Annotated in this window: 17 protein-coding genes and 1 tRNA gene; 11 read left to right on the top strand and 7 right to left on the bottom strand. The window is 75.6% G+C overall.

Features of this window, described 5'->3' with window-relative positions; translation table 11 throughout:
- The first annotated feature begins 128 nt into the window (after positions 1–128).
- The 7 genes from AFE02nite_RS09065 to AFE02nite_RS09035 all read left to right on the top strand — a co-directional run bounded on the left by AFE02nite_RS09065 (position 129) and on the right by AFE02nite_RS09035 (position 7,803).
- On the top strand, positions 129–1,181 hold the full coding sequence (locus tag AFE02nite_RS09065; protein WP_052114122.1) for a Gfo/Idh/MocA family protein: 1,053 nt from the start codon (positions 129–131) through the stop codon (positions 1,179–1,181).
- 55 nt (positions 1,182–1,236) lie between these two features.
- Positions 1,237–1,908, top strand: a complete 672-nt coding sequence (tmk, locus tag AFE02nite_RS09060) for a dTMP kinase (RefSeq protein ID WP_261765555.1) — start codon at positions 1,237–1,239, stop codon at positions 1,906–1,908.
- Positions 1,905–3,041, top strand: coding sequence for a DNA polymerase III subunit delta' (locus AFE02nite_RS09055; protein ID WP_146819479.1), 1,137 nt, complete (start codon positions 1,905–1,907; stop codon positions 3,039–3,041). The genes tmk and AFE02nite_RS09055 overlap by 4 nt, the downstream gene beginning before the upstream one ends.
- Before the next feature lie 35 nt (positions 3,042–3,076).
- Complete coding sequence (locus AFE02nite_RS09050) at positions 3,077–4,639, top strand: alpha/beta hydrolase (RefSeq protein ID WP_034249429.1); 1,563 nt, start codon at positions 3,077–3,079, stop codon at positions 4,637–4,639.
- Between the two features lie 122 nt (positions 4,640–4,761).
- Positions 4,762–4,837, top strand: a tRNA-Thr gene (locus tag AFE02nite_RS09045).
- Positions 4,838–5,015: 178 nt separating this feature from the next.
- Positions 5,016–6,653, top strand: a complete 1,638-nt coding sequence (locus AFE02nite_RS09040; protein ID WP_186814512.1) for a DUF4153 domain-containing protein — start codon at positions 5,016–5,018, stop codon at positions 6,651–6,653.
- Positions 6,654–6,738: 85 nt separating this feature from the next.
- Positions 6,739–7,803 carry a LacI family DNA-binding transcriptional regulator gene (locus tag AFE02nite_RS09035; protein ID WP_034249720.1) on the top strand — a complete coding sequence of 355 codons (1,065 nt, stop codon included), beginning with the start codon at positions 6,739–6,741 and terminating at the stop codon, positions 7,801–7,803.
- A gap of 272 nt (positions 7,804–8,075) precedes the next feature.
- Here AFE02nite_RS09035 and ligD read toward each other — a convergent pair whose 3' ends face one another.
- The 5 genes from ligD to AFE02nite_RS09010 form a co-directional block, all read right to left on the bottom strand.
- Entirely contained in the window at positions 8,076–9,149 is a 1,074-nt protein-coding gene (ligD, locus tag AFE02nite_RS09030) for a non-homologous end-joining DNA ligase (RefSeq protein WP_146819477.1), read from the bottom strand.
- A 66-nt stretch (positions 9,150–9,215) separates the two neighbouring features.
- Positions 9,216–12,140, bottom strand: a complete 2,925-nt coding sequence (locus tag AFE02nite_RS17925; protein ID WP_146819476.1) for a helix-turn-helix transcriptional regulator — start codon at positions 12,138–12,140, stop codon at positions 9,216–9,218.
- 73 nt (positions 12,141–12,213) lie between these two features.
- Positions 12,214–12,441, bottom strand: a complete 228-nt coding sequence (locus AFE02nite_RS09020) for a hypothetical protein (protein WP_146819475.1) — start codon at positions 12,439–12,441, stop codon at positions 12,214–12,216.
- A 163-nt stretch (positions 12,442–12,604) separates the two neighbouring features.
- Positions 12,605–12,904 (bottom strand): DUF2277 domain-containing protein, encoded by a 300-nt coding sequence (locus AFE02nite_RS09015; protein ID WP_034247811.1) that lies wholly within the window; start codon positions 12,902–12,904, stop codon positions 12,605–12,607.
- Between the two features lie 76 nt (positions 12,905–12,980).
- A complete protein-coding gene (locus tag AFE02nite_RS09010) occupies positions 12,981–13,724 on the bottom strand; it encodes an alpha/beta fold hydrolase (protein WP_146819474.1) in 744 nt (247 codons plus the stop codon).
- 81 nt (positions 13,725–13,805) lie between these two features.
- Here AFE02nite_RS09010 and AFE02nite_RS09005 point away from each other — a divergent pair, with 81 nt between their 5' ends.
- The 3 genes from AFE02nite_RS09005 to AFE02nite_RS08995 all read left to right on the top strand — a co-directional run bounded on the left by AFE02nite_RS09005 (position 13,806) and on the right by AFE02nite_RS08995 (position 16,215).
- Entirely contained in the window at positions 13,806–14,084 is a 279-nt protein-coding gene (locus AFE02nite_RS09005) for a hypothetical protein (RefSeq protein WP_034247813.1), read from the top strand.
- 117 nt (positions 14,085–14,201) lie between these two features.
- Positions 14,202–14,705, top strand: coding sequence for an ATP-binding protein (locus tag AFE02nite_RS09000; protein ID WP_146819473.1), 504 nt, complete (start codon positions 14,202–14,204; stop codon positions 14,703–14,705).
- A gap of 106 nt (positions 14,706–14,811) precedes the next feature.
- Positions 14,812–16,215, top strand: coding sequence for a hypothetical protein (locus tag AFE02nite_RS08995; RefSeq protein ID WP_052113911.1), 1,404 nt, complete (start codon positions 14,812–14,814; stop codon positions 16,213–16,215).
- A gap of 109 nt (positions 16,216–16,324) precedes the next feature.
- Here AFE02nite_RS08995 and AFE02nite_RS08990 read toward each other — a convergent pair whose 3' ends face one another.
- Positions 16,325–20,035 carry a S8 family serine peptidase gene (locus tag AFE02nite_RS08990; RefSeq protein WP_146819472.1) on the bottom strand — a complete coding sequence of 1,237 codons (3,711 nt, stop codon included), beginning with the start codon at positions 20,033–20,035 and terminating at the stop codon, positions 16,325–16,327.
- A 171-nt stretch (positions 20,036–20,206) separates the two neighbouring features.
- Positions 20,207–21,061 carry a head GIN domain-containing protein gene (locus AFE02nite_RS08985; RefSeq protein ID WP_186814511.1) on the bottom strand — a complete coding sequence of 285 codons (855 nt, stop codon included), beginning with the start codon at positions 21,059–21,061 and terminating at the stop codon, positions 20,207–20,209.
- Between the two features lie 247 nt (positions 21,062–21,308).
- Here AFE02nite_RS08985 and AFE02nite_RS08980 point away from each other — a divergent pair, with 247 nt between their 5' ends.
- Positions 21,309–21,878 carry a SigE family RNA polymerase sigma factor gene (locus tag AFE02nite_RS08980; protein ID WP_052114167.1) on the top strand — a complete coding sequence of 190 codons (570 nt, stop codon included), beginning with the start codon at positions 21,309–21,311 and terminating at the stop codon, positions 21,876–21,878.
- Positions 21,879–21,907: the final 29 nt, after the last annotated feature.

The raw sequence follows: 21,907 nt of genomic DNA, 5'->3' as shown, positions 1-21,907 counted from the left end.
GCCCGCCACTCGCCCGCCACCCGCCCGCCCCCCGCCCACGACCCGCCACCACCCGCCCGCCACCCGCCGCCCCCGGCCCCTCCACCGCAGGTGACCGGACCCGCCCCAGCCGCACTAGCCTGGGCGGCATGACGTCGACGCCGACCTCCGCCCCCTCCGCAGCCCCCGCCGGCTCCCTGCACGCCGAGGACCCCCGCACCGCCCCGCCGCTGCGCTGGGGCATCCTGGCCGCCGGCGGCATCGCCGGCGTCTTCGCCACCGCCGTGAACCGCTACACGCGCGCGCAGCTGGTCGCCGTCGGCTCCCGCAACAAGGACCGGGGCTCCCGCTTCGCGACCCAGCACGGCATCCCGACGGTGCACGTGGGCTACGAGGCCCTGGTCAACGACCCGCACGTCGACGCCGTCTACGTCGCCTCCCCGCACTCCGAGCACCGCGAGCACGCCCTGATGGCGATCGCCGCGGGCAAGCACGTCCTGGTGGAGAAGTCCTTCACGCGCAACCTCGCGGAGGCCCAGGAGGTCGTCGACGCCGCCCGCGCCGCCGGCGTCTTCTGCATGGAGGCCATGTGGACGCGGTTCCTGCCGCACGTCGTGGCGCTGCGCGCGATGGTGCGCCGCGGCGACATCGGCGAGCCCGTGGGCTTCATCGCCGACCACGGCCAGGCCTTCGCGGACCGCCCCGCCAGCCACCGCATCCACAACCCGGAGCTCGCGGGCGGCGCCCTGCTCGACCTGGGCGTCTACCCGGTCAGCTTCGCGCACGACCTCTTCGGCGTCCCCGACCGCGTCGCCGCCGTGGGCTCGCTGACCCCGACGGGCGTCGACGGCCAGATCAGCATGGCGCTCGGCTTCGGCGCCGACGTCCAGGCGTCGCTGCACACGACGTCGCTGGCCCGGACCGCCACGACGGGCGTCATCTTCGGCAGCGAGGGCCGCATCGAGATCGACAGCGACTTCTACCGCCCGACGTCCTTCTCGGTGATCCGCAACGACGGCTCCACCTGGGACTACTTCAAGAACGTCGACGGCGGCTTCCAGTACCAGATCGCCGAGGTCGCCCGCCGGATCGCCGCCGGCGAGACCGAGTCCCCGGTCATCACCCTGGACAACACGCTCGAGGTCATGGCGACCCTGGACGAGATCCGCCGCCAGGTCGGGGTGGTGTACCCGGGCGAGTGAGGCGCACCCCGGTCACCCGCCCAGCCCTGTCCCAGCGCCCGACTAGCCTGACGCCGTGACCCCGCCCCCGGACCAGCCGCTGCCCGACGCCGTCCCGGCGCCTCGCGCGCACGCCGGCACCTTCGTCTCGTTCGAGGGTGGCGACGGCGTCGGCAAGTCGACGCAGCTGGACCTGCTGCGCGGCTGGCTGGCGGGCATCGGGCGTGAGGTCGTGGTGACGCGCGAGCCGGGTGGCACCCCGCTCGGGCTCGAGCTGCGCAACGCCGTCCTGCACGGGGACCACGTCGCCCCGCGCGCGGAGGCGCTCATCTACGCGGCCGACCGCGCGCACCACGTCGCCACGGTGGTCCGCCCGGCGCTCGAGCGCGGCGCCGTCGTCCTCAGCGACCGGTTCCTTGACTCGTCGGTCGCCTACCAGGGCGTGGGTCGCGGGCTCGGCGCCGACGCCGTCGAGCGCCTCAACCTCTGGGGCGTCGAGGGCCTGCTGCCGGACCTCACGGTCCTGCTCGACCTCGACCCGGCGGTCGGCCTCTCGCGCATCACGCGCGAGCCCGACCGCCTCGAGCGGGCCGGCGCCGACTTCCACGCCCGGATGCGCCAGGCCTACCTCGACCGGGCGGCCGCCGACCCGGCCCGCTTCCTGGTGCTCGACGCCGCCCAGCCGCCCGACGTCATCGGCGCGCAGGTCCGGACCCGCCTGGCCGCCGTCCTCGGGGTGCCCGCGTGAGCGTGTGGGACGCCGTCGTCGGGCAGCCGGACGCCGTCGCGGTGCTCCAGCGCGCCGTGGCGGACCCGTCCGCGATGACCCACGCCTGGCTGCTCACCGGCCCGCCCGGGTCGGGACGGTCGGTCGCCGCCCGCGCCTTCGCCGCGGCCCTCCAGTGCGAGCAGGGCGGCTGCGGGGTCTGCCAGGCCTGCACGACGACGATGGGCGGCACCCACGCGGACGTCACCGTGGTGGCCACGGACAAGGTCACCATCAACATCGCCGAGGTCCGCGACCTCATCGGCGTCGCGCAGCGGTCCCCGGCGTCGGGCCGCTGGCGGGTGGTCGTCCTCGAGGACGCCGACCGCATGGTCGAGCGCACCTCGAACGTGCTGCTCAAGGCCATCGAGGAGCCGCCGCCCCGGACGGTCTGGCTGCTGTGCGCCCCCAGCCCGCAGGACGTCGTCGTGACGATCCGGTCGCGGTGCCGCGGCGTCGTGCTGCGGGTGCCGCCCGTCGAGGACGTCGCGGCCCTGCTGGTGCGGCGGGACGGCGTCGACCCGGCCGTGGCCGACGCCGCCGCGCGCGCCGCGCAGAGCCACATCGGCCTCGCGCGGCGACTGGCGCGCGACCCCGAGGCGCGGGAGCGCCGGGCGCGGACGCTGCGCCTGGCGGCGCAGATCCGCGGCGTCGGCGACGCCGTCCTCGCCGCGGCCGACCTGGTGGAGGTCGCGGCGGCCGAGGCCAAGGCCGCGACCGGCGACCGGGACGCGCAGGAGAAGGCCGACCTCCTGCGCACCCTCGGCGCGGGCGAGGGGCAGCAGCTGCCGCCGACGCTGCGCGCGCAGGTGCGCCAGCTCGAGGAGGACCAGAAGCGGCGCGCCACCCGCGCCCAGCGCGACGTCCTCGACCGTGCGCTGCTCGACCTGCTCTCCCTCTACCGGGACGTCCTCGTGGTCCAGCTCGGGGCCGACGTCCCGCTGGTCAACACGGCCGAGTCGGCCGAGGTCGCGCGCCTGGCGGGCGACTCCACGGCCGAGCAGACGATCCGCCGGATGGACGCCATCGCGGAGGCTCGGGAGCGGCTCGAGGGCAACGTCGCACCCCTCCTCGCGATGGAGGCGATGGCGGTCGCACTGCGTCCCCAAGGCTGAGGTCGGCATCCCCCGAACGGGCTACGGTGGAGCCCGTGCGCCGCGCCGTCCGCCTGCCCCGTCCCGCCCGCCCGGTCGCCCTCGGCCTGACCGTCGCCCTGCTGCTCGCGGGCTGCGTCGGGGGCAAGGAGCAGTCCACGCCGTCCGACGACGGCAGCGACTCCCCTGACCAGGGCACCACCGTCGACCCGTCGCTGGGCCTCGACGCCTTCTACGGTCAGACGCTCGGCTGGGAGGACTGCGGCTCGGGCTACGAGTGCACCACCGTGCAGGCGCCGCTGGACTGGGACGACCCGACGGCGGGCGCGATCGAGCTCGCGGTGAAGCGGTCCCCGGCCACGGGCTCCGCCGACGAGCGGCTCGGCTCCCTGCTGGTCAACCCTGGCGGTCCGGGCGCCTCCGGCGTCGACTTCCTCAGCTCCGTCGTCGACTACGTGGTGGGCGACGACGTGCTGGCGGCGTACGACATCGTCGGGTTCGACCCGCGTGGCGTGGCCGGGTCCAGCCCGGTGGACTGCGGCGACGACGAGACGATCGACGCCTTCTTCACCACCGACTTCCCGATGGAGAGCCAGGCCGACGTCGAGGCCGCGCGCGAGCGCGCCCGCGCGTTCGGCGAGGCGTGCCTCGCGGCGACCGGGCCGGTGCTCGGCGAGGTCGACACCGTGAGCGCGGCGCGCGACATGGACCTGATCCGTGCGGTGCTCGGCGACGACAAGCTCTCCTACCTGGGCTTCTCCTACGGCACCTTCCTCGGCGCGACGTACGCGGACCTCTACCCGGAGAACGTCGGCCGCCTGGTGCTCGACGGCGCGCTCGACCCGTCCATGTCGAACGACGACCTCGTCGTCGGACAGGCCATCGGCTTCGAGAACGCCCTGCGGGCGTACGTCGAGGACTGCCAGCAGGACGACGCCTGCCCGCTGAAGGGCACGCTGGACCAGGGGCTCGCCCGGGTCGCCCAGCTCGTCGCCGACGCCGAGGCCTCGCCGCTGCCCGCGGGCAGCGGCGCCGAGGTCAACGGCACCCTGGCCTGGTACGGCATCGTCGTCACGCTCTACGACGACGGCTCGTGGCCCTACCTGACGATGGCGCTCGACGAGGCGATCAACTCGGGGACCGGCAGCACGCTCCTCGAGCTGGCGAACTTCTACCTCGACCGCACGCCGGACGGCTCCTACACGGCGAACAGCATGGTCGCGTTCCAGGCGATCAACTGCCTCGACTACCCGATGGTCGTGCGCGACTACGACGAGATGGTCGCCTTCGCGGACCAGGTCGCGGCGGTCGCCCCGACGTTCGGCCGCGACTTCGCCATGGCGATCGGCTGCGAGACGTGGCCGTTCCCGGCGACGGGCGAACGCCGGCCGATCACCGCCGAGGGTGCGGCACCGATCCTCGTCGTGGGCACGACCGGCGACCCCGCGACCCCCTACGAGTGGGCGGTCGCGCTCGCCGACCAGCTGGCGTCGGCGGAGCTCCTCACCTGGGAGGGCGAGGGCCACACCGCGTACGGCCGGGGCGGGTCGTGCGTGAGCGACGTCGTCGAGACGTACCTGCTCGAGGGCGAGCTCCCCGCGGGCGGCGCCTCCTGCTGACGGCGCCACGGGCCGGCGCGTCCTCGCTGACGACACCCGTGCGAGATCCGCTTTGGATCGCCCCGCCCAGGCTGGGTACAGTAGAGCCCGCTCGCCGTCCGGCCCTGCCGGACGTCGCGCCCGCCGCCTTAGCTCAGTCGGCAGAGCGGTTCACTCGTAATGAACAGGTCTGGGGTTCGATTCCCCAAGGCGGCTCCACCCGAGGGCCCCGTCCGGACGGACGGGGCCCTCGTCCGTCGATGGCCACAGGTCGCCCGTCGCCGGCCCTCGTTGTGTGCGCGCGCTCACGTGACCTGCACGGATGTGCGCGAACCCGCACAGGACCCTTCCGCCGAGGCCGCCCCTGCGCGTGGGCCCGCTCCCTAGCGTGAGCGCCATGACCGACGCCGACGTCCCTCCCTCCCCGGTCCCGCCGTCCCAGCCGCTGCCGTCGTCCCAGCCGCTGCCGTCCGCCCAGCCGGTGCCGCCGCCTCCACCGCCGGGCCCGACCGCGTGGGCCGCCCCGGCCGGCGGGCCGTGGCCCGCGGCCGGCGCGTGGGGGGCGCCGCCGCTCGGTGCGACCCTCCCGCCCAGCAGGCTCGCCCTGGCGATCTCGGACTTCTGGGCAGCGAAGGGCGGCGCGACGGGCGGGGTCCTCCTCGCGGCGGCGGCGGTCGGCGCGGGCGCCGGCATCCTCGCCGTCGGGCAGCGCCCGGGCCTGGGCTTCGCCGTCGTCGGGGCGGCCGTGTGGGCGCCGGCGGTGCCGGCCCTCGTCCGGCGGCGCGCGGTCGGTGCGCTGGGCCTGGTGGCCGCCGCCGTCGCGCTCGTCGGCGTGACGGCCGTCCGCGACGCCCCCTGGCTGCTCGCGCTGTGCGTCGTCGGCTCGATCGGCGCCGGCGCCGCCGCGGTGACCGACGCGCGGACCGTGCCCGCCCTGCTCGCCGTCCCGCTGTCGGCGGGCGCCGGCGTGCTCCGCGCGGTGCCGTGGCTGACCCGGGGCACGAGCGCGCGCCTCGGTGGCCGGCGCCGGCAGGTCGCCGCGATCGCGCGCAGCCTCGCGGTCACCGTCGTGCTGCTCGCCGTCTTCGGTGCCCTGCTCGTCGGCGCGGACGGCGTGTTCGCGGCCTACGTGCGCGGCATCGACGTCGACCTGGCGCCGGCGCGCCTCGTCGTCGCCGCGGTCGTGGCGGTCGCGGCCGGTGCGGCCGCCCACCTCGCCCTGGTGCCGCCGGCCTGGGGTGCGCTGCGCGCACCGACACCGCGTGCGGCCCGCCTGGGGGAGTGGCTCCTCCCGGTGGCGTCCCTGGCGGCCCTCGTGCTCGGGTTCATCGGCCTCCAGGTCAGCGCGCTGCTCGGGGGGCACCGGCACGTGCTCGCCAGCGCGGGCCTCACGTACGCCGAGTACGCGCGCCAGGGGTTCGGACAGCTCATGGCGGTCACGGTGCTCACCCTCGTCGTGGTGGCGGTCGCGGCGCGGCGCGCGCCCCGCGGCACCCGGGCCGAGCGGCTCGCGACCTCCGCAACGCTGGCCGTGCTGTGCGTGGGCACGCTCGGCGTGGTCGCGTCGGCCCTGCGCCGGATGGACCTGTACGTCGAGGCCTTCGGGCTCACCCGGCTGCGCGTCTTCGTCGTCGCGGTGGAGGCGGCGCTCGGCGTGGTGCTCCTGCTCGTGCTCCTGGCCGGCGTGCGCTGGCGCGCGCCGTGGCTGCCGCGCGCCGTCGTCGGGGTGGCAGCGGTCACCCTGCTCGCGCTGGCCGCGGTGAACCCCGACGGGCTCGTGCTGCGCCACAACGCCCAGGGCTGGCTCTCGGGCAGCCTCGCGGAACCGCTCGACGTCGAGTACCTGCGGGGACTGTCCGCGGACGCGGTGCCGGACGCGGCGGCCCTGCCCGAGCCGCTGCGCTCGTGCGTGCTCTCCGCGCAGGACGTCACGCCGGCCGTGGACCTCGCGGGCTGGAACCTCGGCCGCACGCAGGCCCTGGACGTGCTCGCCGACCACGAGCACGTCGACGACGCCTGCCACGACGTTCCGTGAGGGTCGGGTGTGAAGCCACCCGGCAAGTCGCGTGGGAGCGTCGCCACGTGCGCCTAGGCTTGGCGGGCGACCGGAAGGAGCGCCCATGGCGCGGGTGACCTTGCAGACCATCGCCGAGCAGGTCGGCGTGAGCCGGATGACGGTCTCGAACGCGTTCTCGCGTCCCGACCAGCTCTCCGCCGCCCTGCGCGAGACGATCCTCGCGACGGCGGCCGAGCTCGGCTACGTCGGCCCCGACCCCGCCGCGCGCGCCCTGGCCAAGGGCACGACGGGCGCCGTCGGGATCCTGCTGACGAACTCCATGGGCACGGCGTTCCGGGACGACGTCGCGACGTCGTTCTTCGGTGCCGTGGCCGAGGAGCTGGCGCCCACCGGGCTCGCGGTCACGCTGCTGCCGCTGTACGGCTCCGCCGAGTCCATCCCGGCGCGTGACGTGCCCATCGACGGCGCGCTCGTCTACGCGTGCCCGGACGGCGCGCCCGCGCTCGACTGGCTCGTGCGCCGCCGGCTGCCGCTGGTCTTCGTGGATCGGGAGCCGACGCCCGGGGCGGCCAGCGTCACGCTCGACGAGCGCGGCGGCGGTCGCCAGGGCGCGGAGCACCTCCTGTCCCTCGGGCACCGCCACGTCGGGCTCCTGACGTCCTCGTTCGAGGGACCGCACGGGATCGTGCCGGACGTGGCGACGGCCGGCGGCGACTTCGTCGCGCGCGAGCGGATCGCCGCCTGGACGCAGACCCTCGGCGCCGCCGGGGTGCGGATGTCCGCCGTGCAGGTCCGGGAGAACACCGACCGCGAAGGGTACGAGGGCGCACGCCTCCTGCTCGACACAGACGACCGCCCGACGGGGATCCTCTGCTTCTCCGACACCCTCGCGTGGGGGGCGGTGCGCGCCGCGCAGGACCTCGACCTGCGCGTGCCCCAGGACGTCTCGGTGATCGGCTTCGACGACGCGCAGATCGCCCGCCGCGCGCGGCCCGCGCTGACGACCGTCCGGCAGGACGTCGTGGCCAAGGGGCGTGCGGCGGCAGCCCAGCTGACCGCCGCCATCGCGCGGCACCGGGACGGCTCGGGCGACGCCGACGACGCGGTGCACGTCGTGCTGCCGACCGAGCTGGTCGTGCGGCACAGCACCGGGCCCGCGCCCGCCTGAGGCGGCGGGCGGCGGGCGGCCCGCAGGGTCCCCGGCCTGCGCAGGTCGGGTCTGCGCAGGTCGTGTCTGCGCGGCCCGGGTCTGCGCGGCCCGGGTCTGCGTCGCTGTGGCCGTCGGCACCGCCCCGGGTGCCAAGGGGGCGGACGCCCGGGTGCGGCACCGACCTGCTCAGCAGACCCCGCCGCGCTGGGCCGTGGGTGTGCGGGGCCTGTGCGGTGGCTGTGCGCGGGCGACCGGCGCAGGCGGCCAGCGCGCGCGCACAGCGCGCACGTTCAGCGCGGGCGGTCGCGGTCTCGGCTCGGCTGCACCCGCTTCGGCTCGCCCGGCATCTTCGGGTACTCCGGCGGGTAGGGGAGGTCGGCGCTGCCGTGCTCGCGCTCGTCGCGGTCGGCGAGCTCGAGCAGCGGCTCGATCGAGGAGCGAGGCCCGGCTCCGGCGACCAGCGGCGCGAACAGGTCGCCCACCGCCGCGAAGCGCTCCGGGACGGTGGTCACGGTGAAGTCGTCGGGGTGGACGTCGCCGAGCTCGTCCCAGCGCAGGGGCGTGGACACGGTGGCGCGCTTGTTCGGCCGGATCGAGTACGCCGACGCGATGGTCCGGTCGCGGGCCATCTGGTTGTAGTCGACGAAGATCTTGCGCCCGCGCTCCTCCTTCCACCACTTGATGGTCACCTGGTCGGGCAGGCGTCGCTCGAGCTCGCGGCCCAGTGCGATGGTCGCCCGGCGGGCCTGCGTGAACGTCCAGCGCGGCTCGATGGGCACGAAGATGTGCACGCCCCGGCCGCCCGATGTCTTGGGGTAGCCCTGCATCCCCAGCTCCTCGAGGATCTCGCGCACGTGCGGCGCGACCCGCGCCGCGTCGGAGAAGTCCGTGCCCGGCTGCGGGTCCAGGTCGATCCGGAGCTGGTCGGGGGAGTCGACGTCGGCGGCGGTCACCGGCCAGGGGTGGAAGGTGATCGTGCCCAGGTTCGCCGCCCAGGCGACGACGGCGAGCTCGGTCGGCGCGACCTCGTCGGCCGTGCGTCCGCTGGGGAACGCGATGGTCGACGTCTCGACGTAGTCGGGCGCGCCCTGCGGCACGCGCTTCTGGTAGAACGCGTCCCCGCGGCTGTCGGCGCGCGTCGCCATCACCGCGCCGTCGAACACGCCCTTGGGCCAGCGCTCGAGCGTGGTGGGCCGGTGCAGCAGCGCCCCGAGGATGCCGTCGCCGACCGCCACGAAGTAGCGCACGACGTCGAGCTTGGTCAGCCCGCGCTCGGGGAAGACCACGCGGTCCGGGCTCGTGACGCGCACGGTGCGTCCGGCGACCTCGAGCTCCTCCGCGGGTGCCTTGCTGGCGGCTGCCATGTCGTCACCGTAGACGCGACTTCCGACGGCGTCGACCGTTTCTGAGCGGCCGACGCCCGGCCCGCGTCAGCCCGCGAGCAGTCCCCGCCGGTGCGCGACCGCCACCGCCTCCGCCCGGCCCGTCACGCCGAGCTTGGCCAGCACGTTCGACACGTGCACGCTCACGGTCTTGCCGCTGATGAACAGGCGCTCGCCGATCTGCCGGTTGGTCAGGCCCTGCGCGACCAGCTCGAGCACCTCCGCCTCGCGCTCGGTCAGCACCTCGCCGCGGTGCGGCGCCCCCGCCTCGAGCCGGCCCCGACGCGCCAGGCCGGTCGCCGCCTCGAGCAGCGGGCGGGCGCCCATCGCGCGCGCCTCGGCGATGGCCAGGTCGAGCTCGGTGCGGGCCGCCTCGCGGTCGCCGGCCCCGAGCAGCGCCTCCGCGAGCCGCCAGCGGGAGCGCGCCACCTCGTACCGGTACCCGTAGTCGAACGCGGCGACAGCGGCCCGCCACAGCGCCGGGTCGTTCTCGCCGACGAGCCGCGAGTGCTCGGCCTCGGCCCGCCGGAGCCAGGCGACGCCCTCGGGCCCGAGCCGACCGCCCCGCGGCCGGCCGCGCTCGGCCGTCGCCCGCGCGCGCTCGAGCAGCTCGTCGCCGTGCCGCAGCTTCAGCGCCGGGTCGACGCCGACCCGCCGGTCCGCCTCCGCGCCGTCGGCGAGCGCGGAGAGGGCCAGCGCCGCGAGCCAGATGCCGCCCAGGAAGTAGTCGTCCCAGCTGCGCCCGAGGTGCTCGACCAGCGCCGTCGCGAGCTCCACCGCCTCGTCGAGGCGACCCGCCCAGGTCAGCGCGTCGATCGTCGGGCCGCCCGACAGCAGCGCCACCTGGCTGTCCCGCTCCCACATCGGCCGCAGGGCCTGCGCCCGGGCGATGGCGTCCTCGTCGCCCCGGGCCACCGCCGAGTACACGGCGACGGCGTCGAACACGGCCACGAGCGGCTCCAGGGCGGCATCGCGTTGCGCGGCCCTGGCCACCGGGTGGCCCGGGCCGATCGCCTCGGGCGGGCGCAGGTCGCCGCGGCAGTAGCGGACCAGCCGGTCGAAGAACCGCTGCGACATCCCGAACTCGGACCACTCGAGGCCCGCCTCGCGGTTGCGGGCGAACGCGACCTCGAGGTCGGCCGCCGCCTCGTCCAGGCGGCCCGCGTAGTAGTGCGTCGTGACCAGGTTGTGCTGGCACCGCTGCTCCGTGACGAGGTCGCCCGCCTCGCGCGCCCGTTCCCGGGCCTCGACGAGGAGCCGTGCGGCCGCGTCGGCGTCGTCCACGACGAGGACGGCGAGCGTCGCGAGGGCGTCCGCGGCGGCCGCGTTCTCGCAGACGGCGTCGGCCTCCTCGACCGCGCGGCGCGCGCTGTCGCGGGCGTCGTCGTCGCGGTCGCGGACCAGGCTGGCGCGGGCGTGCGTGGCCAGCGCCCACGCGCGGTCCCCGCGGGGGGCGTCGTCGGGCAGCGCGGCCAGGGCGAGCTCGGCCTGCTCGAGCGCCTCGTGCTCGCGCTCCAGGCCCAGCAGGTGCCGGGAGAGGCAGGTGTGCAGGTGCGCGCGTTCGACGGGGCCGAGGCCGGGCTCGGCAACGGCCTCCCGGCCGAGCGCGACGGCCCGCGGGAAGTCACCGGACCGGCTGGCCGCGCTCGCGGCGCGCTCGAGGACGGCGACCCGGGTCGTCCCGGCGAGCTCGGCGGCGTCGGGGACGGAGGGCCAGAGGCGGAGCGCCGTCTCGAGGTGCCGGTGCTCCTCGGCGGGCGCGACGACGCCGGCGGCCTCGTCCGCGGCGCGAAGCGAGGCGCTGAGCGCCGTCGGGAGGTCCTGGCAGCGCCGGGCGTGGTGGGCCAGGCGGGCCGACGACGCGAGGGACGGCGTCGCGAGGATCGCGTCCCGGAATGCCCGGTGGAGCGTCACCTGCTCACCGGGGAGCAGCTCGGCGTAGACCGCCTCCGCGAGCAGCGCGTGCCGGAAGGCGATGCGGCCGTCCTCCCAGCCGAGGACGTTCGCGGCCATCGCCTCGCGCAGCAGGTGCTCGAACTCGGCCGGGCAGTGCTCCTCCGCGACGGCGCGCAGCAGCGGCTCGCTCACCGTCCGCCCCGCCACCGAGGCCACGCGGGCCAGGCTCTGGACGTCGGCCGGCAGCCGCTCGAGCCGGGACCGCAGCACGTCGCCGAGCGACCAGGGCAGCGTCGCGGACGTCGGCCCGGCCGCGATGAGCTCCTCGGCGAAGTACGCGTTGCCCTCCGAGCGCTCCAGCACGGTCGCCAGCTCGGCGTCGGTCAGCGGGCTGCCGTGCACGACCGTGGCGAACTGGCGCAGCTCGGCGGGGGTGAAGGGCGCCAGGTCGAGCCGTTCGACGCGCGGGTGGCGCCACATCTCCGACAGGAACGGGCGCAGGGGGTGGGTGCGGTGCAGGTCGTCGGTCCGGTAGCTGCCGACGACGAGCAGCCGCTCGTCGCGCAGCCGGGCGACGAGGTAGCGCAGGACGTCGCGCGTCGACGGGTCGGCCCAGTGCAGGTCCTCCAGCACCAGGAGCAGCGGGCCGGTCGCCTCCGCGACCGCCGTCAGCACCGCGGCGATCCCGTCGAAGAGCTGCAGCCGGCTCGACTGGTCCTCGATCGGCGCGGGGGCGGCCCCCCCGAGCGCCGGCAGGAGGCGGACGAGGGCCGGCCGCGTGCGGGCGACCTCCTCGACCGCCTCCCGCGTCGCGGGGTGCGTGTGCAGCTGGCCGAGCGCGACGGCGAACGGCAGGTACGGCAGCCCGACGTCGCCCAGGTCGACGCACGCGCCCGTGACCGTCGTGGCGCCCCGCTCGGCGGCGATCTCGCCGACGTGCGCGAGCAGGCGCGTCTTGCCCACGCCGGCGTCCGCGCCGAGCAGGACGAGCGACGGGTCGCCGTCGTCCGCGCGCGCGAGGGCGGCGGCGAGGCGCCCGACCTCGGCCTCGCGGGCGACGAAGGGTCCGGTCGACATGCCCCCGATGGTGTCAGCCGTCACCGACGTGGTGAAGACGTGCCCACGGCGGCGACCGCCCGGTCCGGCCCCGTCACCGCGGGGACGCGGCCGTGAAGCCGGCGACGAGCGGGGCGCCGGCCCGCGGTGCGCTCGCGGCCGCCGCCCTCGCCCGCCGCTCCGCCGCTGCGCGGCCCTGCGCGCGGCGGGTCCGGCTGCTCCGCAGCGCCCGGCCGGCCCGGCGGGGTGCGGCCGCCGCGATCATGGTCGAGCGCCGGTAGTCGATCTCCGCGTCGAACGCGGGCCCCCAGATGGTGGTCATCTCTGCCTCCTTGTCGATGTCACGACTCTCGTGCTGAGGCGGGACGACGCGGATCGGGCAGATGACCGGTTTCCGGGGCAGGGTCGGAGCTGAGGTGGGCCTAAGGCGCCTCAGTACCTGTTCCAGCTGCGGGTCTCAGGCTGGGCGTCTCAGGCTGGGCGTCTCAGGCTGAGGCGGCCGAGCCCCGGGCGGCGGCGATGGCGTACCGGGCCTGGCTGCGGGCCCGGCGCTTGTCGGCCTCGACCTCGCGGTCGCGGGGCGGTGCGGTCGTGACCAGGCCGGCCAGCAGGTGCATGGTCGCGTGCGCGATCTCGTCGACGGCGCGCTCGAAGACCTCGGCGTTCGCCCGGGACGGCCGCGTCGTGCCCGCCACCTTGCGCACGTACTGCAGCGCGGCGGCGCGCACCTCGTCAGGGGTGACGGCGGGCTCGAGGTTGTTCAGGGGCACGATGTTGCGGCACATGCCTCGACGGTAAGACCTGGCGCGCGCCGGGCCAATGGTTCGCCCCCGACCCATGAGCCGGGCCCGGCGCGACGGCTCAGGCGGTCGCTGCGACCGGCGCGACGCCGAGCTCGCGCACCGCCCGGACCAGCGTGGCGGTGAAGGCCGTGGGCGCATGCGTGTTGACGTCGTGCCCCGCCCCCTTGACGACCGTCAGGCGGGCGCCGGGCCGGGCCGCGACGAGCCGCCGCTCGCCGAACCGGAGCACGTCCCACCGCCCGTTCACGAACCACACCGGCACGGGGACCGGGAGTCGCCGCAGGTCCGCGAGCGAGGAGTGCCCGTGCAGTGCCGTGAGCATGTCGGTGACCACGTGCCACGTGTCCGTCGCCTTGCGCAGGCCACGGGCGACGACCGGCGAGACGCGGCGGTAGCCGCGCAGCGGCCAGCCCTTGATCTCCGTCGAGCAGCCCGAGAGGAAGACGCCGGCCACCGCGTCCTCGTGCCGCGCCGCGTAGGCGAGCGACGTGTACCCGCCGAGCGAGAGGCCGACGAGCAGCGGCGGCGCGGGGAGGCGACGGACGGCGTCGTCGATCACGCGCAGGGCGGCCTCGAGCGTGAACCGCTCGTGGCCGCGGCGGCCGTGCCCCGGGAGGTCGACGGCGACGCAGTCGTGCCCGAGGCGCGTGAGCACCTCCACCTGGTGCGCCCAGATGGCGGACGAGGTGCTGAGCCCGTGCACGAACACCACGGGGCGCGGGCTGCCGGTGGTCGGCCCGCTGCCGACGTCGGCGCTGCTGCTCGGTGAGGTGCTGGTCGGTGAGCTGCTGGTCGGTGACATGAGGCGGTCACCCTAACCCCGGCCGGGGGTGCTCGCAGGACGGGCCCCGGTGCGGTGGTCGCCGTGCGCCAGACTGGAGCCATGAGCACTGAGGTCCCCGCAGAGGTCGAGCCGGTCAGCGCCGTGCTCCGCGACGCCAAGGCCCGTGCGCGCTCCGCGCACTACACGGTCGGCACGCTGCGCAAGGACCCGGACGGGACGGTCTGGCTCGAGTGCTCCTGCGGCACCGTGCTGCGCAACGGCCCGACCTGGACGCTCGACGAGCACGTGCGCCTCCACCGCGCCGAGGCCAAGTACCTGGAGCTCTCCGCGGCCGCGCCCCCGGGCATCCCGCGCCTCATCGAGGCCTACCCGCGTTGAGGGTCCGACGCCCGTTCTGCCCACTTCACCCACGTCTCGGCGCGCCAGCAGCGTCCGGACGGTGCACCCTGGGAGGGTGCTCAGGGGGCAGGGACGGCGTGCGTGGGGAGGAGCGGCATGAGCGGTGAGCCCGCCCGCCGGACGCCCACGGGGCGCTCGCTCCGCCTCGTCGGCGGAGTCTCCGCCACGGCCCGGTCCGACGGCGGCCCCGGGCAGCCCCCCGAGGACGACGAGGACCTCCTCTGGCTCGACCTGCCGCCCCAGCGACGGTCCGTCGGCGTCGGGCGGCACTGGGTGGTGCGCGTGGCGGCCGCGGCGGACGTCACGGGGATGGCGAACCAGGTCGTCGAGCTCCTGGCGAGCGAGCTGCTCGCCAACGCCGTCCTGCACGGCGCGGGGGACGAGGCCATCCGCATCGAGATGTCGTGCAGCGACACCGTGGTCCGCGTCGCCGTGACCGACAACCTGCCGCAGCGACCCGTGGTGCTGCACCCCGAGCCGATCGCCCCGGCCGGCCGCGGCATGGCCATCGTCGAGGCGATGTCGAACCGGTGGGGCGTCGACCCGCACCCGACGGGCGGCAAGACCGTCTGGTTCGAGATCGACCTCGACGAGTACTGACCGCCCGGCACGAGCGCGGGACGTAGTTCCCACGGCGTCGCCCGTCCGGTCTGCGGAGAATGTGGCGACGGGCCGGCGGGTCCGTGCACCCGAGGAGGTCCGACCCATGGCCGACGCCGTCCCCGCACGTCCCGTCTCCTCTCCCGGTGCCCGACGCCGCCCCTGGCGCGCGCTGCTCGCCGTCGTCGGCGCTCTGGTGGCCGTGCTGCTCCCGGCTGCGGCCGCCGTCGGCGGTGGGCTGGTGGGGGCGAGCACGGCGCCCGGCGACGAGACCGTCGACATCACGCTGTTCTGGGGGCGGGAGTGCCCCAAGTGCGAGGCGGAGCGCGAGTGGCTCGACGACCTCGCCGACGACTACGACCTCAACCGCATCGAGTACGAGGTCTGGCACGACGGCGACAACCGTGAGCTGTTCGAGCAGACCGCCGCCGACCTCGGCTTCGAGGCGGGCGCGGTGCCGACGACGATCATCGGCGAGCGCGTGTGGATCGGCTACACCGACTCCATCAGCGAGGACATCGCCGGCGCCGTCCAGCGCGTCTCCCGTGGCGAGAGCGTCTCGCCTGGCGTCTACGGGCAGCCCGGGACCGGCACGTGCGACCCCGCCGACGACTCGGGCGGCCTGTCCTGCGACGACGGCAGCGACACCGGTGCCCAGATCGACGTGCCGCTCGTCGGCACCGTCGCGCTCGACGACCAGAACCTGCTGGTCTCCACGCTCATCATCGGCTTCGTCGACGGCGTCAACCCGTGCTCGCTGTGGGTCATCTCGGTGCTGCTGACGATCGTCGTGCGGACCGCGTCGCGGCGTCGGGTGATCGCGATCGGCTCGGCGTTCCTGCTGGTCACCGCGGGCATGTACGCGCTGTACATGGCGGGCATCTACTCGGCGCTGACCGTCGTCGGCTTCCTCGGCACGATCCAGATCATCGTCGCGGTCGCCGCGGGCGTCTTCGGCCTGGTGAGCGTGAAGGACTACTTCGCGTTCAAGAAGGGCCTGTCGTTCACCATCCCCGACTCCGCCAAGCCGGGCATCTACAAGCGCATGCGCGCCGCCGCCGGCCACGAGCGGCTGCTGCCCGCACTCCTGGCGACCGGCGCGCTGGGCGTGGCGGTGTCGCTCATCGAGACCCCGTGCACGGCGGGCTTCCCGGTCCTCTGGACGGGCCTGCTCAAGGCCAACGGGATCGGGTTCGCGGAGTCGGCCCTGCTGTTCGTCGCCTACATGGTCCCGTTCCTGCTGGACGAGATGATCGTGTTCGCCATCGCCGTCTTCACGATGAAGGCGACCAAGATGCAGGAGAAGCACGGCGAGCTGCTCAAGCTCTTCGCGGGCGTCACGATGCTCGCGCTCGCGGCTGTCATGGTCGCGGACCCGACCCTCATGGAGAACCCGGTCGCGGCGGCCCTGCTGTTCGCGGCGGCGTTCGTCCTGGCGTGGGTCGTGCACGTCGTGACGATGCGCGTGCGGGCGTCCCGCGCGTCGGCCCGCGAGGCGGCCGAGGCCTGACGGCGGGACCGACCGGCGACGGGCGGACATGACGAGGGCCCGGCTCCCGCGGGGGCCGGGCCCTCGTGCTCGTCCGTCAGGGCGGACCCGTCAGGGCGACGCCGTCACCTCACCGGCGGCCGGGGCCCCGCGGTGAGGTGACCGTGACGGTCACGGTGTCGGACGACGGCGCGACCGCGTCGTTGCCGAGGTAGCTCACCGTGAGCTGGTGACGCCCGACGCCGAGCCCGTGCACCAGGGCCACGGCGACGCCGGTGCGACCCACGGTGACGACGGAGGCCGACCCGACGACGCGGTCACCCTCGCTGACCTCGATCCGGCCCGACGGCGTCGGGCCGGCGGTGCGGACCACCGCCGAGACCGGGACGGGCAGGCCGCGCAGCACCGAACGCGGGGCCACCGCGTCGATCTGCGAGGCCGCCTTCGGGTCGGCGACGGTGAGGTCGACCACCTGCGCGCGCGGCGTGCCCACGTTGTCGTTGTGGGTGTGCAGCACGAGCAGGTCGGCGTCCGTGACGTCCGCGCGGCGGTGCACCGTGACGTCCGCGCCCGGGGCGCCGACGTACCAGAGCGAGCTCTCCGCGGCCGTGGGGTCGACGTCGAACCAGACCGGCGGGTCGTACGGGTCGACCGTGAACGGGTCGACCTGGTCGACGAAGCCGCCCGAGGTCCCCTCGTACGGGGAGAACGTCGAGATGGCGAACGTCGGGGTGTCCCCGGGCTCGACGCCCAGCGCCGCGAGCGTGAACGGCACGACCATGACGTTGCTGTCGAACACGGAGCTGTCCAGCGGCGCGTCGATGCCGTTCGCCGTCCAGACGTCGACGCCCTGGCCCGTGCGCAGGTCGTAGGTCTCGACCGTCGTCAGGTCCATGTCGTCGGCGTACTTCCACACGTACGTCTCGTAGTCGTACGTGCCGTCGCCGTCGACGTCGGTATCGATCACCGGCACGATGACGCCGCCGAGGGTCGCCCACTCGCCGTACGTCGAGATGCCGAGCGCCATGACGCCGTCCTCCGCCGCGCCGCCCGCCGCCGCGATCTCCGGTGCCGTCGACGTGAACCCGACGTGCTGGACGTCGGCCGCCCGGAACGCCGTCGGCGGGGTCGCCGCGTCGGTGCCCTCCAGCGCGGGGCTGGACGCCACGAGGCCGAACGGCGCCATGAGCGAGTACCAGCCGCCGGAGGCGACCGGACGGCCCTCGACGACGAGCGGCGCCGAGGTCTGGTCGGTCGTCATCGCGACGGTCGGCGAGGTCAGCTCGCTGACCGGCCGGGGTGCCGCCTGGACGGGCACCCGCAGCTCGGGCCCGGTGCGCGGCGTGAGGACGAGCCGGCCCGAGACCGAGGTGACGTACTCGCGCGCCACGCTGCCGAGGTAGGTCGTCGCCTGGGTCGGGTCGATGTCCCGGCTCAGGGTCGCCGGGTCGACCGTCAGGGTGACCTTCACGGTGGCCGTCTTGCCCGGTCGCACCGTGACCTGCCGCGGCGAGACGGAGACGGTCGCGCTGCCCGCCGTCGTCGACTGGTCGAACGACGTGGTGAACGTCTGCTGACGGTTCCCGGTGTTGGCGACCGTGACCGTGCGCTGGAGCGTCACGCGCGTCGCGCCGACGTCGACGAGCCCGAAGGTCACCGAGACGAGCTCCGGGTTCTGGGTGTCGTAGGCGAGGACCGACGCGTTCACGGCGTCGAGCGCGTCCACCCGGCCGGAGCCGACCCGCTCGGGCCCGTAGACCGGCCCGGTCTGGCCGAGCTCGCTGTAGACGTCGTGCGTGGCCGTGTTCATCACCGCGGCCTTGACCTGCTGCGGCGACCACTCGGGGTGCGCCTGGGTGACCAGGGCGGCGATGCCGGCGACGTGCGGGGACGACATCGAGGTGCCGGAGTAGGTCACCGTGCCGTCGCCCGTGCCGGAGGCGGCCGAGCTGATGAGCGTGCCGGGCGCCGCCACGTCGGGCTTCACGACGCCGAGGGAGCCGTGCACGCCGCGCGACGACCCGCTGTTCAGCGTGTCCCCGAGGCTCGGGTCGGTGACGAACGCCGCGTTGGCCAGCGACGGCCCGAGGTGGACCACCACGGGGGCCTCGGCCGTCGCCGCCTGGATCGCCGGCAGCAGGGCGTCCGTGGACGCCGCGGTCAGCTGGGCGCCCGGGATGCCGGCGTTGCCCGCGATCCCGGCCGTGAAGACCGGCAGCTCGGTGCCGATGAGGACGCCGACGGCGCCTGCCGCCTCGGCGTTGTTCCACCGGTCGGCGCTCCCGCAGCGGCGGGCGGCGTCGTCGTCGTTCCACCAGAGCCAGGCGACGTTGCCGGCGAGCTGGTCCGCGTACGCCAGGAGCGGGTTGGTGGTGCTGCCGTCGGGGTTGCGGACCGTGCAGCCGTCCACGTCGGCGCCCACGTACGCCACGGGCGCCGTGACGTCGTCGCCGCCCGCGTAGTTCTGCGAGTTCTGCGCGGCGTGCGTGCCGACGAGCGCCGGGTCGGGCGCCGCGGTGACCTCGACGGCGTCGAAGGTCTGGGTCGAGGCCACCGAGTTGGCGACCGTCAGCGCGCTGGCCGCGTTGCCCGGCGAGCCGCCGACGTCGGTCACGTCGCCGCCGTTGCCGGCCGAGGTGACCGTGAGGACGCCGAGCTCGGTGAGCCGGTCGACGAAGAGGCTCTCCGGGTCGTCCGCGGGGCTCAGGTCCGAGCCCAGCGACATGTTCACGACGTCCAGGTGGTCGGAGTAGTCGCCGTCGCCGTTCGGGTCGGCCGCCCAGTCGAGCGCCTGCACGACGAGGCCGGTGCTGCCGCCCACGTCGCCGAAGACCTTGAGCGCGTACACGCCGGCCTCGGGCGCGGTGCCCGGCCCGACCTGCCAGTCGCTGATGTCCTCGAGCGCGGCGTAGTCGCCGCGGAAGGTCGCGCCGTCGGCGGTCACGCCGAAGCCGGTCGCGGTGCCCGCGACGTGCGAGCCGTGCCCGCCGCCCGCGGTGTGCGGGGCGTCGATCGGGTTCTCGTCCGGCTGGGGGACCAGCTCCGCCTCGGTGGTGCCGCCGGCGTCGTACAGCGGGCCGGCGAAGTCGTGGCCGCCGAGGAACTTGGTAGGGTCGAACAGCCCGGCCGGGACCGGCCCGGTGCCGTCCGCGCCGTACGCCTCCGCGTACGCCTCGGTCGTCCCCGGCCCGCCGAACGTCGCGTGCGTGTAGTCCAGGCCCGTGTCGATGACGCCGATCGTGACGCCCTCACCGGTCGCGCCGGCCGACGTCCAGGCGTCGATGGCCCGCGTGAACACGTCGGTGCCCTTGTTGTCGAGGGTCTTGGGCACCACCAGGTGCACCGCGGTGACGGCCGGGTCGGCCGCGAGCGCGGCGATCTCCTGCGCGTCGCCGGTGACCACGACGCCGGACACCACGTTCGCCGTCACGGCCACCTTGGCGGGGGTCTCGGGGTCCGCGGGCTCGCCCGCGTCCGCCGGGACGACGTCCTCGGCGACCTGCTCGACCTCGGCCACCGCGGCGGCCACGTCGGCGCTGTCGCCGCCCGCCTCGGCCGTCTCGACGCCGGACGGTGCCTCGAGCTCCACGAACGCCGTCACGACGCCGTCGGCCTCCCGCAGGGCGCGGCTGATCCGGTCCTCGGCGCGGTCGGTGCCGGCCAGGTCCGGGTCGCCCGCCGCGGGCAGGCCGGCGGCCAGCTCCGGGGACGGCGCGCTCGGGACGGTCGGGCCGTCGTCGTCGGGGGGCGCGGCGGCCGCGGCCCCCATGCTCAGCGGCACCGCCAGGGCGGCTGCCGCCACCCCGGCGACGACGACTCGGAGCTGTCTGGTTCGGGACATGAGGCACTCTCCTCGTTCGCGAGTCAGGCGACCTTCGATCGGCTGCCTCACCGCGAGCGGGGGCCTCGGCGGCAGGACGGCGTGGCCGCACCCTAGCCCCGGGTGAAGTTCCGGGTGAAGTGTCCGGACACGCCGACCTGCGGATTCGTGCTGGAGATCACTCCGGTGGCGTCAGGCGCGCCCGACGTCGCCGGACCCGTCGATGTCCTCCGAGACCTGCGGGTCGCCGGTGTAGCGGACCTCGCCGGAGCCGTCGATGCGGACGTCGAGGGTGCGCTCGGCGTGCACGCGCGCGTCGCCGGAGCCCTCGATGGCGACCCGGACGTCGGCCGCGAGGAGGCCGTCGGCGTCGACCTCGCCGGACCCGGGGATGCTCACGTCGAGGGACGCGGTCGTCCCGGCGAGCCGGACCGAGCCCGACCCGTCGATGGCGACGGTCACGGCCTGCGCGTCGAGGTCGTCCAGCGCGACGTCCCCGGAGCCCTCGATGTCGACCAGCACCTCGTCCGCGCCGTCGGCGCCGGTCACGTCCACGTCGCCGGAGCCCTCGATGGACACCGCGACGGGCCCGGCCGGGGCGATCTCACCGGACACGTCGACCGAGCCGCGCACCGAGATCGACGAGAGCGCCGGCAGCACCAGCTCGTACTCGATCCGGCCGGTGTTGAACCACGCCCCGGGCAGGTCGATGTCCAGGGTGTCGCCGTGCACGACGGCGGTGATCTCCCGGATCACCTGGTCGCCGGCCGTGATGGTCAGGCTCGGCTCGTCGCCGACGACGACCGTCATCGTCCCGGAGGTGCCGATGTCGACCTTGGTGACGGGCGAGGACAGCTCCTGCGTGATCGTCTGGCGCGGCCCGGCGTCGCCGTCGCCGATGACGACCGACCCCTCGCACCCGGCGAGCGCGCCGGCGGCCAGCAGGGCGCTCGCCCCCACCAGGGCCGCGGTCACGGCGCGGGGGCGCGCGGTCCGGGGACGGGCGGCACGGGGACGACGGGCGATGGCGGCACGGCGGGGGCGCATGGGGGTTCCTCGGTCCTGCTCGGGTCTGGTGACGATCATGAGCATCCCGTCAGCGGCGGTGCGCGCGCATCGGGGTCCCCCCGGGGGCGACCCTGGTCCTGCGGCCCGGCGCCCCAGGGGCGGCTCAGGGCCCACGCCGCCGGCGCGGGCGGTGCGCCCGGCCGCACAACGATCGCCCCTCGAGAGACGTTCATCTCGTAGGTCCGCCTGACAGGATCGGACCTGACGGCACGGGCAGGGAGCGGCCATGGCTGCGTGGCACGAGCGTCTCGAGGAACTTCTCCGCACACGGCGGCCGGCGCTCGTGGCCTACGCCGCGCTCCTCACCGGCGATCGTGGCGAGGCCGAGGACCTCGTGCACGACGCGCTGGTGCGGACCTTCGCGAGACCGCGGCGGTTCCCGTCCCTCAACGCGGCGGACGCGTACGTGCGCCGCGCCATCGCGACGACGTACGTCGACCACGGCCGCGCCCGCGGCCGGTGGCTGACCCTGCTGCCCCGGCTCGCCGGGGCGACCGCGGCGACGGAGGCGGACGTCGCCGGCCGGCTCGACCTGCGCGCCGCCCTCGCGCGCCTGCCGCGGCGGCAGCGTGCGTGCGTGGTGCTGCGGTTCTACGAGGACCTCACCGTGCCCGACATCGCCGACGCCCTGGGGGTCAGCGACGGTGCGGTGAAGCGCTACCTGAGCGACGGCGTCGGGCACCTCGGCGCGCTCCTGGGGGTGCCGCCGGCGACGCTGACGGGCGACGTGGACGCGACGGTGGAGACCGTCGCGGGACGCCCGCCCGACCATGCCCGGACCCGAGCGGCGACGTGACCGCCGGGCCGGCCGACCTGAACGCTGAC

The sequence above is a fragment of the Actinotalea fermentans genome (assembly GCF_007991475.1).
GTDB classification, from domain to species: Bacteria; Actinomycetota; Actinomycetes; order Actinomycetales; family Cellulomonadaceae; genus Actinotalea; species Actinotalea fermentans.
The sequence above is the reverse complement of the archived record's forward strand: the minus strand, read 5'-3'. Positions and strand labels throughout refer to the sequence as shown.

What these genes read in the sequence shown, in the direction of transcription:
- AFE02nite_RS09065 (WP_052114122.1), top strand. Translation starts at nt 129, where the DNA reads ATGACGTCGACGCCGACCTCCGCCCCCTCCGCAGCCCCCGCCGGCTCC.
- AFE02nite_RS09040 (WP_186814512.1), top strand. Translation starts at nt 5,016, where the DNA reads ATGACCGACGCCGACGTCCCTCCCTCCCCGGTCCCGCCGTCCCAGCCG.
- AFE02nite_RS09035 (WP_034249720.1), top strand. Translation starts at nt 6,739, where the DNA reads ATGGCGCGGGTGACCTTGCAGACCATCGCCGAGCAGGTCGGCGTGAGC.
- ligD (WP_146819477.1), bottom strand. Translation starts at nt 9,149, where the DNA reads ATGGCAGCCGCCAGCAAGGCACCCGCGGAGGAGCTCGAGGTCGCCGGA.
- AFE02nite_RS17925 (WP_146819476.1), bottom strand. Translation starts at nt 12,140, where the DNA reads ATGTCGACCGGACCCTTCGTCGCCCGCGAGGCCGAGGTCGGGCGCCTC.
- AFE02nite_RS09020 (WP_146819475.1), bottom strand. Translation starts at nt 12,441, where the DNA reads ATGACCACCATCTGGGGGCCCGCGTTCGACGCGGAGATCGACTACCGG.
- AFE02nite_RS09015 (WP_034247811.1), bottom strand. Translation starts at nt 12,904, where the DNA reads ATGTGCCGCAACATCGTGCCCCTGAACAACCTCGAGCCCGCCGTCACC.
- AFE02nite_RS09010 (WP_146819474.1), bottom strand. Translation starts at nt 13,724, where the DNA reads ATGTCACCGACCAGCAGCTCACCGACCAGCACCTCACCGAGCAGCAGC.
- AFE02nite_RS09005 (WP_034247813.1), top strand. Translation starts at nt 13,806, where the DNA reads ATGAGCACTGAGGTCCCCGCAGAGGTCGAGCCGGTCAGCGCCGTGCTC.
- AFE02nite_RS09000 (WP_146819473.1), top strand. Translation starts at nt 14,202, where the DNA reads ATGAGCGGTGAGCCCGCCCGCCGGACGCCCACGGGGCGCTCGCTCCGC.
- AFE02nite_RS08995 (WP_052113911.1), top strand. Translation starts at nt 14,812, where the DNA reads ATGGCCGACGCCGTCCCCGCACGTCCCGTCTCCTCTCCCGGTGCCCGA.
- AFE02nite_RS08990 (WP_146819472.1), bottom strand. Translation starts at nt 20,035, where the DNA reads ATGTCCCGAACCAGACAGCTCCGAGTCGTCGTCGCCGGGGTGGCGGCA.
- AFE02nite_RS08985 (WP_186814511.1), bottom strand. Translation starts at nt 21,061, where the DNA reads ATGCGCCCCCGCCGTGCCGCCATCGCCCGTCGTCCCCGTGCCGCCCGT.
- AFE02nite_RS08980 (WP_052114167.1), top strand. Translation starts at nt 21,309, where the DNA reads ATGGCTGCGTGGCACGAGCGTCTCGAGGAACTTCTCCGCACACGGCGG.